A 12191-nucleotide genomic window follows, 5' to 3' on the forward strand; every position below is an offset into this window, starting at 1 on the left:
CCATGCGGCCAAGCCAGAATCCACGCGGTGCTTAGGGAGAAAACTCTAACCGCCGCGTATGGTTTGTTTCAAACGTTGTAGTCATAATGAGCGGGCCTTTTTTGGAGGAGCACATATGAAATTAAAACAGGCCGTAACGGGGATGGCAGTGCTAGCCTGCATGAGCACGGCAGCGCACGCACAATCGGCCGGCACCATTTACTTCTCGACGGGCTGGTTCCATCTGGCGCCCCAATCGAGCAGCGACCCACTGACCGTGACCAGCATTGGCGGTAGCCCAACCAACATCACCGAAGCCAACACCGGTGCCTCGCTGAGTTCGGCCGATACCATCGGTTTCACCGCCGGCTACTTCGTCACCGACCATATCGCAACCGAATTCGTCATTGGCGTCCCCCCTACTTTCGATCTGTACGGCACGGGCAGCTTCGCGCAGTTCGGCAAGCTCGGGCAGGCCAAACAGTGGAGCCCGACGCTGCTGTTCAAGTACTACTTCAACGCGCCGACCGCTTCGTTCCGCCCGTATCTCGGTCTCGGTGTGAGCCGCATCTGGTTCACCGACGAACACATTTCCAACAGCGCATTCGAAGCCAACGTTCTGCATGGTCCGACCAGTGTGTCGACGGATAGTTCGTGGGAACCTGTGTTTAATGCGGGCTTCACGTACGCCTTCAATCAGCATTGGTTCGCCGGCGTGTCGATCTCGTACGTGCCGCTCAGCACGACCGCAAAGCTCAGTTCGGCATCGACCACGCCGGTCGGCACGCTGACCGTGCAATCGCAAACCAAGATCAAGCTGAACCCGATCGTCACTTACGTCAACGTCGGTTACCGTTTCTAACGCTTCGCTAGAGCGGGTAGCTTGAATTAGGGTAGTCGAATTTTCGCGACCTGGGGAACGCCGTCATCGAACCGATCACGGCGTTTGCATTTGGCGTCTCTGTTGCATCGGGATGGCAGCGTCATCCGGCATCAGCGTTTGTAAATTTGACGCGAATTCGGCGCGTCCGTGTGCAAAATCCGGCGACGATACGGGCACCCCCCATCCTGTCGCGAGCCGCACGCGTGCAGCGGTGCCGGCGATGCAGCGCTTGGCATCGAAGTTGCGTTGAGATGGCGTTTCCTACGCGACGACGTGATACTGCGTCTGCGCATAGCGTGTCCGCGCGACGATGCGCGGGGCCTTTCAACTCATCGACGGAGCGATCATGACAGCACTTCCAAATACGCGAGACGCCCTCGGCGAATCCTGGACCAGCGCGAGTCGCCGCGCGCGGCGCATCGCTCGCCACAGCCGCCACGCGGCCGAAGATATCGCGGTCGAGTTGCGCACCCTGCTGTCGGAACTCGAATCGACCTTGGCCGACGGCACGCAGGCCGACGCCGTGGCCTTGCGCGGCAGGCTGCGCAAACAGTTGGACGCCGCGCGCGAGCGGCTGAACGACACGCGCGACGCGATGCGCGATCGTGCGGGCGTCGCGATCTCGGACGCTGATCACTACGTGCATGAAAATCCGTGGCAGACGATTGTGATCGTCGGCGGGCTTGCGCTGGTGGCGGGGGCGCTGTTCGCGTCCCGTTCGCGATGACGCTGGCTTGCCCGGTTTGACGGTGCTGGCAAGGGGGCGCGACGGCCGCTTCGATGCGGCGAGGCTGAGCGTTACGCCGCTTGCGGCGCCCAGCCGCTAGCGACTAGTTATCGTCGATCACGAACAGCCGCCGATACTCCTTCAGCGCGTAACGATCGGTCATCCCCGCGATGTAATGCGCGATTAAACGCGGCTGACCCGTCGCATCGGCCGACTGATAGTCCGGCGGCAGCAGCCGCGGGTCGTCGGTGAACGCGTCGAACAGGCCGACCACGACGCGGCGTGCCTTGTTGGCCATGCGCATCACCCGATAGTGACGGTACATGTTTCTGAACAGGAAGCGCTTGAGCGCCGCGGCCTGCGCGGCGATCGCATCACTGTGCGCGACGAGCGGGGGTGCCGCGCGCACGTCGTCGAGTGACGCCGGCGCGTAGCGCGCGAGATTGGCCCGCGTCGTTTCGATCAGATCGACGATCAGCGTATTGATCACGCGCCGCACCGTCTCGTGAATCAGCCGACGCCCCTCGATCTGCGGATAGTCGCCGCGCGCCGCCTCGCAGTGCGTCTGCCAGAGTTCCACTTCGGCGAGTTGCTCGAGCGACAGCAGACCGGAGCGCAGACCGTCGTCGACGTCGTGATTGTTGTACGCGATTTCGTCGGCGACGTTGGCGATCTGCGCTTCGAGCGACGGTTGCCGCCCTTCGAGAAAGCGCTCGCCCAATGTCCCGAGCCGGCGCGCGTTGTCGCGCGAGCAGTGCTTGAGAATGCCCTCGCGCGTCTCGAAGCACAGGTTCAACCCATTGAACGCTCCGTAGTGCTCTTCAAGTTCGTCGACGACCGTGAGGCTCTGCAGGTTGTGCTCGAAGCCGCCATGCTCGCGCATGCATTCGTTCAACGCATCCTGGCCGGCATGGCCGAACGGCGTATGGCCGAGATCGTGCGCCAGCGAAATCGCTTCGACGAGATCCTCATTGACGCGCAGATTGCGCGCAACCGAGCGCGCGATCTGTGCAACTTCGAGGCTATGGGTGAGGCGCGTGCGAAACAGGTCGCCCTCGTGGTTGACGAATACCTGAGTCTTGTATTCGAGTCGCCGGAATGCGGTCGAGTGGACGATGCGGTCGCGGTCGCGCTGAAACTCGGTACGCGCGCTCGGCGCGGTTTCCGCATAGCGACGCCCACGCGACTGGCTCGAATGCGCCGCGTACGGCGCGAGATGCGCTTCGAGTGCCTGCTGGGTCGGCGCGGGGACGGCGGGTGTGGCAACCGCGGCAGCGGCATCCGCAGCGCTGACCGTGGCGGCGATGAAGCCGTTCCCGGCGCCTGCGCGCGCGCTCGTCGTGTCATGCTGGATATCGTCGCTGCGCCTGTCAGTCACCGGGTTCTCCGAAACATGGGCGGCGCCTCGTGACGCGGGTGCGTGAAGCGTGGCTGCAGGGCCGTGTTGAATCTAGACGGCGGCGGCCAGCGTCGCATGCACGTCGGCGTCGGGCGCGCGGGTGATCAGTGTCTCACCGAAACGCTTCAGCAGAATGAACTTGATCGCGCCGGCTTCCGCCTTCTTGTCGATCTGCATCAGCTCGATGTAACGATCCGCGCCGAGCGCGGGAGCACGAGTGGGCAGATGCGCGGCAAGCACGATGTCGACGAGCCGCTTGCGCGACGCTTCATCGAGATGGCCGAGCCTCACGGACAGATCCGCCGCCATCACCATTCCGCAGCCGACCGCCTCGCCGTGCAGCCACTCGCCATAGCCGAGTCCGGCTTCGATCGCGTGGCCGAACGTGTGACCGAAGTTGAGGATCGCGCGCAGACCACCTTCGCGCTCGTCCTGCGCCACCACCGACGCCTTGATCTCGCACGAGCGTTTGACTGCCTCGGTCAACGCCCCCGGTTCGCAGCGGTTCAAAGCCTCGATATGGGCCTCGATCCAGGTGAAGAAACCGGCGTCGGCGATTGCGCCGGTCTTGATGACCTCGGCGATGCCCGCCGCGAGTTCGCGTTCGGGCAACGTACGCAATGCGCCGATGTCAGCGATCACCGCTCGAGGCTGGTAGAACGCGCCGATCATATTCTTGCCCAGCGGATGATTGATGCCGGTCTTGCCGCCGACCGACGAATCCACCTGCGACAGCAACGTGGTCGGCACCTGGATGAACGGCACGCCACGCATGTAGCAGGCGGCGGCAAACCCGGTCATGTCGCCGATCACACCGCCACCGAGCGCGATCAGCGTGGTCTTGCGGTCGGCGCGCGAGCCGAGCAGCGCGTCGAAGATCAGGTTCAGCGTCTGCAGATTCTTATGTGCTTCGCCGTCCGGCAAAACCACCGTGGACACCTGCTTGTTCAGCGGCGCAAGCGCTGCGCGCAGCTTGTCGCCGTAGAGCGGATCGACGGTGCTATTGGTGACGATCGTGACCGAGTTGCCGGCGATATGCGGCGCGAACAGCGCGGTCTGGCCGATCAGGCCGGCACCGATATGGATGGGGTAGGCGCGCTCGCCCAGTTCGACGTTGACGGTAATCATACGGTCCATTATGACGCAGGATGTTTGGCGACGCCGGCCATCTCGAGCTGCATCAGAACCATGTTGACGAGTCCGTTGACCGAGGGCCGGCCGGTTTCGATCACGAAGTGCGCGCATTCGCGGTACAGCGGGTCGCGCACTTCATAGAGCGCTTCGAGGCGCGCCTTGGGGTCTTCCGTTTGCAGCAGCGGGCGATTCTTGTCGCGCCGCGTGCGCAGCCACAGGTCATGCGGATTGGCGCGCAGATAGATCACAAGGCCACGACTTTTCAACGCTTCGCGGTTTTCCGGCCGCAGGACTGCACCGCCGCCGGTCGCGAGCACGATATTGTCGCGCCCGGTCAGCTCCGAGATCACGCTCGCTTCGCGATCGCGAAAGCCCGCTTCGCCCTCGAGCTCGAAGATCACGGGAATGCGCGCGCCCGTGCGCGCCTCGATTTCATGGTCGGAATCGAAGAACGGGCGCTCGAGACGGCGCGCAACCGCCCGACCCACAGTGGTTTTTCCTGCCCCCATGAGCCCTACGAAAAAAACATTGGCGTGTGCGTCCCGCGCTTGCAACGGTGTCCTCTGGCTAATCCGGTGTAGTTCGTGCCGCAGCTTACTGGCAAAGCGGCTGCCTTGTCGAGCCTGCGCGCCGCCGGCGGACGGCGGCGCATGCGTGCCCTATATGCCCTAATTTTCCCGCACCACGCGCGGCGTGATGAAAACCGCCAGTTCGCTACGCGTGTCGCGATGAGTCCGATGGCGGAACAATGCGCCCAGAACCGGTATTTTGCCGAGGAGGGGCACCCGCTCGACGTCGTCACGGTCGTCGGTCTCGTAAATTCCGCCGATCGACACCGTACCTCCATCCTCGACCTCGACGCGCGTTTGCACGTGCTTGGTGTTGATCGCGGGCCCGGCGTCGGTCTGCTCGCCGACGCTGTCCTTCGCGACGTCGAGATCGAGCACCACGCGGCCATCCGGCATGATCTGCGGCTCGACCTCCAGTTTGAGCGTCGCCCGGCGAAACTGCACGCCCGATACGCCCTGGCCGACCTTCGCCTGATACGGCAGCTCGGTGCCCTGCTCGACGATCGCCTTCATCCGGTCCGCGGTGACGACCCGTGGGCTCGACACGATTTTCCCATGCCCTTCGGACTCGAGCGCCGAGAGTTCGATATTCAGCAGCCGGGTCGCGTGAGCCGCGAACAGCGTGAGGCCGGCGGTCGCGGCATCGAATCCGGAGATCGGTCGAGCCGACAGATCGTACACGGAGCCGTCCGTTCCACCCGTCAGCCCTCTCGACGTACCGTCCGCGCTGGTGCCGGCGAGCGACAGCCGCACCCCGAGATTGCGCGAAAAGCCCTGGTCGCCTTCGACGATCTGAGCCTCGATCAGCACCTGGCGAGTCGGCCGGTCGACGGAAGCGATCAGCGTGGCGATCTGCTCGAGCCGCCCCGCGAGATCGGTGACGAACAGCAGGTTGGTGCGCGGATCAGCGGTGACGGCGCCACGTTTGGACAACACGCGCTGCGTGCCGGAACCGGTCAGCAGGCGACGCACGTCCTCAGCGTGCGCGTAGTGCAGCTCGAAGGTGCGGCTCGCGAGCGGCTCGAGGTCCGCGGCGCGCGCGTGGGCTTCGAAGCGCTGACGTTCGCGCGCGGCGAGCTCGGCGGCAGGCGCGACCCAGATTACGTTGCCGTGGCGCTCCATCGCCAGATTGTTGACGTCGAGCAAGGTGTCGAACGCGGTGCGCCACGGCACCTTGTCGAGACGTATCGACACGGCGCCGCGCACTTTGTCGCTGGCGACGATGTTCAGGCCGGTGAACTCGGCGAACGCTTTCAGGACCGCGCCAAGTTGCGCACGCTGGAAGTTCAGCGAGATCGGCTCGTTGCCCGCGGGAAGGCCCGAGTCCGCACTCGCCGATGCGTCGGCGAGGCGCGGCCGCGGCGGCAGCGGGACCGGCGGGCCTTCGAGACTAGGCGTGCCGGCACTGTCGTCGCGAGCCGGGGTGGCGGGTTGTCCTGGCGAAGGCGGCGGCATCGGGCCGTTGGCGACGTCATCCGGGGAAGCGTCGGGCGCTATCGCGGAACGCGCGGCCGGCTGGAGCTTGTCCGGCTCCTGGGCCGCGCCTGGCGTGGAAACGTCGCCGAACGGATTCGCCGCCTGGCCGATGCCGCCGCTCGGCAGCGGCGCCGTCTCGTAGGCGGTGTTGGCCGATCCGGTCGGGTCGTCGAGCGCCGCGTAAGTCGGCAACGGCGGCAGCAGCAGTGGCGTCGCTGCCTGTGCGACGCCGGCACCCAGCGTCGCGGCGACGTAGAGACCGAAACACCGTCCGGAGACGACGCGGACCTCGCGTCCGACAGCCAGCGTCGCGACGCTCCATCGTTTGAGCGTGCGCATCATGACGCCTCCGTCAGCGTCAGCGTCAGCGTGCGCGTCGCGCCGCCGTTCGCGAGCGTAATGCCAAGCGCGTCGAGCTGTGTGACCCGCTCGACGCCCAGTCGTTGCCCGGCCGCGACCGTCGTCGTGCCGTCTGGCGTGTCGAGCAGCGCGAGCCCGCGGGTACGATCGCGCAGCAAACCGACAAGGCGCAACTCAGAAGCATCGCCCAGCTCGCCGCTCGCGGAGATCTGCGACTTCGCAAACGGATCGAAGAACACGAGGCCTTCGTCGTCATCGTCGGCAGCCTCGTCGGCGTCGGGGCTCGCGTCGGCGCTCGCAGCCGGGGTGTCGGGCACCGGTCGCAGCGCGGCGTACACCTGCAGCGTCGCGGCCACCGCGAGCCCTTTGCCGTCCTGCTTGACGGTCACGTCGACGGGAACGATCAGCACCGGCAGTTGCGCGAGCCCGTGGAAAAACGCCATCAGGTGAACGAAGTCGGTGCGCGCGGTGAGCTGCAGCACGCGCATCCGCTCGACGCCCTCGCCGCTCGCCGCGCCCGGTTCCACCGCAAGCAGCGCGACGCCGCTTTGCGTGGCCAGCTCGGAGACGATGCGCACGTCGTCGGCGGAGTTCCACGACACGGCGCTCGACGCCGTGGCCGGCATCGCCGCGGCTGCACGGCGCAGCGACGGCAGCTGTGCAAGCGTGTGCCGCGCGTCCGCGAGACGCTGCGTGCTGACCGCGAGCGCCGCGCGGCTCGCTTCCAGTCCGGCGAGATCAGCCGCGTTCCAGCCGTACGCGCCGAAACCGAACAGGAGCGCGGCAAGCGTCGCCGCGACGAGCCACCGACGGCGCCGGCTCCACGCCTCGAGCGGCATACGCGCCCGCTTGACCCAGCGCGAAAAACCCGCGGACCCATGCGCCGCACCACCCGCCTCGAAAAAGGTCGTGCTCATCGCGCACCTCCCGTTCGTGCGGCCTTCAGGGCGCGCGTCGCTTTGTGCGGCGGATCGCCCCAGCGCAGCCGCGCATCGAACTCCACGGGTCCGCCTATCGCCTGTTCCGTCGACGCGCCGCCCTTCCCCGTCGGCCGATGCAGATCGCGCATCTCCGCGCCCTGCACGCCGTGGATCGCGCCGAGCCGCTTGAGCCACTCGGCCGACGCGATATGGCCGCTCGAAGTCGCCAGCAATTCAGTCTCGTCCTCGCGCTGGCGCAACTGCCGCAACACGACGCGATCGCCGGGTTCGAAGCTCAGCGCGTCGAGCAGATCGCGCAGATGTGCGAGCGGCCTCGCGAGACTCGCGGCGCGCGCCGCGGCTTCGCGCTCATCCTGTTCGGCCCGCGACAGCTTCGCGTGCTCCGCGAGCGGCGCGGCGAGCGGAGTCAGCGCCTGCCCGGCCGCCGCGCGCCGCGCATCGAGCCGCGCTGCGGCGAAGCTCTGCCAACCGGCGACGAGCAACACACCCGCGGCACCGACACAAGCGGCCACAGCCCAGTCGCGCATACAGCGGCGCCGCGCGAGTCGCGCGTTGCGTTGGCGATACGGCAGCAGATTGAAGCCGCCCAGCCACGATACAGCGCCGCGCTGATCGGCACTCGCGGCGACACCAGACGAAAACGACAGAACGGCCCTCATTCCAGCACCCCGCGCAACGCGAGCCCAAACGCGACCGCGCCAGCCGGCTCGTGCAGCAAGGCGTCGTCGAGCGGCCGCGCGTGGCTGCCGAGCAGCGCGCATTCGAACGGCAGCGCCGAGCAGCCGAGCACGTCACCAATATCGGCGAGCGAAAAGCCGACGCCGTCGAGCAGATCGATTTCGCCGCCAATCAGCGCGCAGTCGAACTCCGGCCCGTGCGTGAGATCGCGCAACGCGTCGGCGAGATCGGCATGCTCGGGCGCCGGGTAGCGCATCTCGCCGACGCTCGCGCCATCGACGACGCTCCAGCCGTACACGCCGTCCGTACCGACCCACACCGCCGCGTACGGCTCGTTCGGGTCGAGCTCGCGACTGGCCGCGTGGCGCAGCGCGCGCAATGCCGCGTGCGGTTCGCCATCGATCGCGGACAGCGAAATCCCGGCGGTCGCGGCGCATTCGATTCGCGCTTCGAGATGCTGACGCGCGGTCGCGGCGATCTTCACCGAGCGCACCGGCGACGGCGTCTCGTCGACGTACCAGTCGACCGCGAGCGCATGACGCTCGAGGCCGGCGATGCGCTCCGCCTCTCCCATCACCGCGGGCGCAAGTCCGGCGAGCGCAACGCCGCCGTCCTCCGCCTCGCAGTCGCTCTGAGCGGCGAGCCGCGCGAGCGGCACTGTCGTCGTCAGCGTGGCCGACGAAGGCACGGCCATCGCGCAGCGCAGCGCGTGCGTCGCGCACACGCGCGGCAAACCGGCGAACGCATCGCGCAACGCCCGCGCGACGGCCTGCCGATCGACGATCTCGGCGCCCGCCATGGTGCCGGCCGCGAGCGGCACCGTGCTCATATGTTCGAGATGCAGCGCGCCCCGGGCGCGTTGACTTACCACGACGAGACGCACGTTTTGCGAACCGACATCGATGCCGGCGGCGAAACGCTGCCGGCCCTCCCGCACCGCCTGAAGCCACGAATTTTTATTGGCCATACCGCCCTCCCTCTGACTCACGCGACGAACCATTCGAACGCGAGTAACGAGGGATCATTGTCGGCAGACACACGTCCTAACGACATTCAGCCGAATGGCTAACGCGGATGCGAAGCCGCCCCGAGCGACATCCAAAGCGACTACAGTTGGGACTACAGCGAAGTCATTCCCGCGCCGCCTGGCGTGTGCCGATTGCACGTTATCCGTAAGCTTGTCGAAAGCAGAAAAACCCTGGCGGCTATAATCGCGGGACTGTTTTTCCGGTACTCCTATGCAAGCCACGTCTCCTACGTCCCCACCGCCCGCGCCGAAAAAGCGCAAACGTCCGTTATGGCTGAAGCTGATCCTCGGCTTTGTCGGGTTAATCGTGGCGGGCATCGTATGCGTGGCGCTGGTGCTCGGCTATGCGCTCGTCGTCGCGACGCCGAACCTGCCGTCACTCGATGCATTGACCGACTATCAGCCCAAAGTGCCGCTGCGAATCTATACGGCCGACCACGTGCTGATCGGCGAATTCGGCGAGGAGCGGCGCGACATCGTGCACATCCAGGACGTGCCCGACAGCCTGAAGAAAGCGATCCTCGCGATCGAGGACGCGCGCTTCTATGAGCACGGTGGCGTCGACCTCACCGGCATCGCGCGAGCCGGCTTCGTCGCGCTGACCAACGGTCATGCGACGCAAGGCGCGAGCACGATCACGATGCAGGTCGCGCGCAACTTCTTTCTGTCCAGCGAGAAGACGTACACGCGCAAGATCTACGAGATGCTGCTCGCGTACAAGATCGAGTCGAAGCTGAGCAAGGATCAGATTCTCGAGGTGTACATGAATCAGATCTATCTCGGTCAGCGCGCGTACGGTTTCGCGAGTGCCGCGCGCGTGTACTTCGGCAAGGATCTGAAGGACCTGACGCTCGCCGAATCGGCGATGCTCGCCGGTCTGCCGAAGGCGCCCTCCGCGTATAACCCGGTCGTCAATCCGAAGCGTGCGAAGGTGCGCCAGGAGTACATCCTCCAGCGCATGTACGAATTGCACTACATCACTCAGGAACAGTACGACGAGGCGAGCCGGCAACGGCTCGTCGTGAAGGGCATGGGCAAGGAGTACAGCGTGCACGCGGAATACGTCGCGGAAATGGTGCGGCAGATGATGTACGCGCAGTATCGCGAGGAAGCCTACACGCGCGGCCTGAACGTCGTGACCACGATCGACTCGGCCGATCAGGACGTCGCCTACCACGCGGTGCGCAAAGGCTTGATGGACTACGAGCGCCGTCACGGCTATCGCGGCCCGGAGGCGTTCATCGATCTGCCGGCCGACGCCGACGAGCGCGAGCAGGCCATCGACGACGCGCTGCTCGAACATCCCGACAATGGCGAAATCATCGCGGCCGTCGTCATGGCGGCGAGCCCGAAGCAGGTCCAGGCGGCGTTCATCGACGGCAATGTCGCGACCATTCAGGGCGACGGCCTGCGCTATGCGCAGTTCGCGCTCGGCCCGCGCGCGCAACCGACTCAGCGCATCCGGCCCGGCGCGATCGTGCGGCTCGTAAAGAACGACGAGGGCGACTGGTCGATCACGCAATTGCCCCAGGTGGAAGGCGCGTTCATCTCGGTGGTGCCGCAGGACGGTGCGATCCGCTCGCTGGTCGGCGGCTTCGACTTCAACAAGAACAAGTTCAATCACGTGACGCAGGCGTGGCGTCAGCCGGGCTCCAGCTTCAAGCCGTTCATCTATTCGGCGTCGCTCGAAAAGGGCCTCGGGCCCGCCACGATCATCAACGACGCGCCGCTCTTCTTCAGCGCCGCCGAAACCGGCGGCCAGGCGTGGGAGCCGAAAAACTACGGCGGCGGCTTCGACGGTCCGATGACGATGCGCACCGCGCTGCAGAAATCGAAGAACCTCGTGTCGATCCGCATCCTGAACCAGATCGGCCCGAAGTACGCGCAGCAATACATCACGCGCTTTGGCTTCGACGCGGACCGCCATCCCGCCTATCTGCCGATGGCGCTCGGCGCGGGCCTCGTGACGCCGCTGCAGATGGCGGGCGCGTTCTCGGTGTTCGCCAACGGCGGCTACCGGATCAATCCGTATCTGATCGCGGAGGTCACCGATCAGCGCGGCATCGTCGTCGCGCACGCGCAGCCGCTCGTCGCCGGGCAAAGCGCGCCGTTCGCGATCCAACCGCGCAACGCCTACGTGATGAACAGCCTGCTGCAAAGCGTCGCGCAGCGCGGCACCGGGGCGAAGAGCAACGTGCTCAAGCGCACCGATCTCGCCGGCAAGACCGGCACGACCAACGATTCCCGCGACGCGTGGTTCGCCGGCTATCAGCACACGCTCACCGCGATCGCGTGGATCGGCTACGACAATCCGCGCAGCCTCGGCGACAAGGAAACCGGCGGCGGACTCGCGTTGCCGGTGTGGATCGAGTACATGGGACGCGCGCTGAAGGGCGTGCCCGAGTACAAGATGGCACGTCCCGACGACGTCAGTGAAATCGGCTCGGAGCTTTATTTCGACGAGTTCACGCCGGGCCACGGTTTCATCGCGACGGTCGGCGTCAGTCAGGCGACGCTCGATGCGGAGGCGAGCGCGGCAGCCGCCGCGCCGGAACAGGTCGGCGAACAGGAAAAGCAGGACATCATGAATCTGTTCCGCGGGCACTGAGGCTGCGTCGATGTCCCGCTAGAAAAGAAAAACCGCCGCGTTCGATACGCGGCGGTTCTGTTTTGAGCGTGCTTCGCGCTTATTGCGCGGCGAAATGCACCGGCTCGCCAGCCTGCTGCGTCGCATACTGCGACAGCGCCGCGAAAAACTCCGCGCCGCTGCGCATGTCGCGCCATTCACCGTCGACGAAACGGAAGTGGAAACCGCCGGCCTTCGCCGCGATCCAGATCTCGCTCATCGGCGGCTGAAGGTTGACGATGATCTTCGTGCGGTTCTCGAATTCGAGCGTCAAAACGTTGCCGCTGCGCTCGAGCTCGATGTCGGCGTCGATGTCGTCGAGCGCGCTCTCGATGGCGGCCAGCACGGCTTCCGCACGGGTCAGGTAATCACTATCGGACATGCTAAACTCC

The 12191-nt window shown here is 65.9% G+C and carries 11 protein-coding genes; 3 read left to right on the forward strand and 8 right to left on the reverse strand.

Going from position 1 to position 12191, the window contains the following annotated elements; all coding sequences use genetic code 11:
* The first annotated feature begins 115 nt into the window (after nt 1-115).
* Both OKW28_RS33955 and OKW28_RS33960 read left to right on the forward strand, forming a co-directional pair.
* Entirely contained in the window at nt 116-841 is a 726-nt protein-coding gene (locus OKW28_RS33955) for an OmpW/AlkL family protein (RefSeq protein ID WP_429451980.1), read from the forward strand.
* A 367-nt stretch (nt 842-1208) separates the two neighbouring features.
* The gene (locus OKW28_RS33960; RefSeq protein WP_429451982.1) at nt 1209-1589 is read left to right on the forward strand and encodes a DUF883 family protein; all 381 of its coding nucleotides are present in this window, start codon (nt 1209-1211) and stop codon (nt 1587-1589) included.
* Nucleotides 1590-1692: 103 nt separating this feature from the next.
* On the opposite strand, the gene OKW28_RS33965 is transcribed toward OKW28_RS33960, so the two are convergent.
* The 7 genes from OKW28_RS33965 to pilM form a co-directional block, all read right to left on the reverse strand.
* Entirely contained in the window at nt 1693-2895 is a 1203-nt protein-coding gene (locus tag OKW28_RS33965; protein WP_429454544.1) for a deoxyguanosinetriphosphate triphosphohydrolase, read from the reverse strand.
* Between the two features lie 144 nt (nt 2896-3039).
* Nucleotides 3040-4116: a 3-dehydroquinate synthase gene (gene aroB, locus OKW28_RS33970; RefSeq protein ID WP_429454546.1), complete on the reverse strand. Its 1077-nt coding sequence runs from the start codon at nt 4114-4116 to the stop codon at nt 3040-3042.
* An 8-nt stretch (nt 4117-4124) separates the two neighbouring features.
* Nucleotides 4125-4676, reverse strand: coding sequence for a shikimate kinase (locus tag OKW28_RS33975; protein ID WP_090802131.1), 552 nt, complete (start codon nt 4674-4676; stop codon nt 4125-4127).
* 114 nt (nt 4677-4790) lie between these two features.
* Nucleotides 4791-6509: a type IV pilus secretin PilQ gene (pilQ, locus tag OKW28_RS33980; RefSeq protein ID WP_429451984.1), complete on the reverse strand. Its 1719-nt coding sequence runs from the start codon at nt 6507-6509 to the stop codon at nt 4791-4793.
* On the reverse strand, nt 6506-7444 hold the full coding sequence (locus OKW28_RS33985; RefSeq protein WP_429451986.1) for a hypothetical protein: 939 nt from the start codon (nt 7442-7444) through the stop codon (nt 6506-6508). The genes pilQ and OKW28_RS33985 overlap by 4 nt, the downstream gene beginning before the upstream one ends.
* Entirely contained in the window at nt 7441-8127 is a 687-nt protein-coding gene (locus tag OKW28_RS33990) for a fimbrial assembly protein (protein WP_429451988.1), read from the reverse strand. Before OKW28_RS33990 ends, OKW28_RS33985 begins: the two co-directional genes overlap by 4 nt.
* Nucleotides 8124-9113, reverse strand: coding sequence for a pilus assembly protein PilM (gene pilM, locus OKW28_RS33995; RefSeq protein WP_429451990.1), 990 nt, complete (start codon nt 9111-9113; stop codon nt 8124-8126). Before pilM ends, OKW28_RS33990 begins: the two co-directional genes overlap by 4 nt.
* 271 nt (nt 9114-9384) lie before the next feature.
* Here pilM and OKW28_RS34000 point away from each other — a divergent pair, with 271 nt between their 5' ends.
* Nucleotides 9385-11781 (forward strand): penicillin-binding protein 1A, encoded by a 2397-nt coding sequence (locus tag OKW28_RS34000; RefSeq protein ID WP_429451992.1) that lies wholly within the window; start codon nt 9385-9387, stop codon nt 11779-11781.
* A 79-nt stretch (nt 11782-11860) separates the two neighbouring features.
* Here OKW28_RS34000 and cyaY read toward each other — a convergent pair whose 3' ends face one another.
* Complete coding sequence (gene cyaY / locus OKW28_RS34005) at nt 11861-12181, reverse strand: iron donor protein CyaY (RefSeq protein WP_429451994.1); 321 nt, start codon at nt 12179-12181, stop codon at nt 11861-11863.
* Nucleotides 12182-12191 lie beyond the last annotated feature (10 nt).

Origin of the sequence: Paraburkholderia sp. 40 (genome assembly GCF_050434105.1) — a bacterium.
GTDB lineage: Bacteria > Pseudomonadota > Gammaproteobacteria > Burkholderiales > Burkholderiaceae > Paraburkholderia > Paraburkholderia tuberum.

Excerpts from the sequence above, each read along its gene's own strand:
- OKW28_RS33955 (WP_429451980.1), top strand. The coding sequence starts at position 116 with ATGAAATTAAAACAGGCCGTAACGGGGATGGCAGTGCTAGCCTGCATG.
- OKW28_RS33960 (WP_429451982.1), top strand. The coding sequence starts at position 1,209 with ATGACAGCACTTCCAAATACGCGAGACGCCCTCGGCGAATCCTGGACC.
- aroB (WP_429454546.1), bottom strand. The coding sequence starts at position 4,116 with ATGATTACCGTCAACGTCGAACTGGGCGAGCGCGCCTACCCCATCCAT.
- pilQ (WP_429451984.1), bottom strand. The coding sequence starts at position 6,509 with ATGATGCGCACGCTCAAACGATGGAGCGTCGCGACGCTGGCTGTCGGA.
- OKW28_RS33985 (WP_429451986.1), bottom strand. The coding sequence starts at position 7,444 with ATGAGCACGACCTTTTTCGAGGCGGGTGGTGCGGCGCATGGGTCCGCG.
- OKW28_RS33990 (WP_429451988.1), bottom strand. The coding sequence starts at position 8,127 with ATGAGGGCCGTTCTGTCGTTTTCGTCTGGTGTCGCCGCGAGTGCCGAT.
- pilM (WP_429451990.1), bottom strand. The coding sequence starts at position 9,113 with ATGGCCAATAAAAATTCGTGGCTTCAGGCGGTGCGGGAGGGCCGGCAG.
- OKW28_RS34000 (WP_429451992.1), top strand. The coding sequence starts at position 9,385 with ATGCAAGCCACGTCTCCTACGTCCCCACCGCCCGCGCCGAAAAAGCGC.
- cyaY (WP_429451994.1), bottom strand. The coding sequence starts at position 12,181 with ATGTCCGATAGTGATTACCTGACCCGTGCGGAAGCCGTGCTGGCCGCC.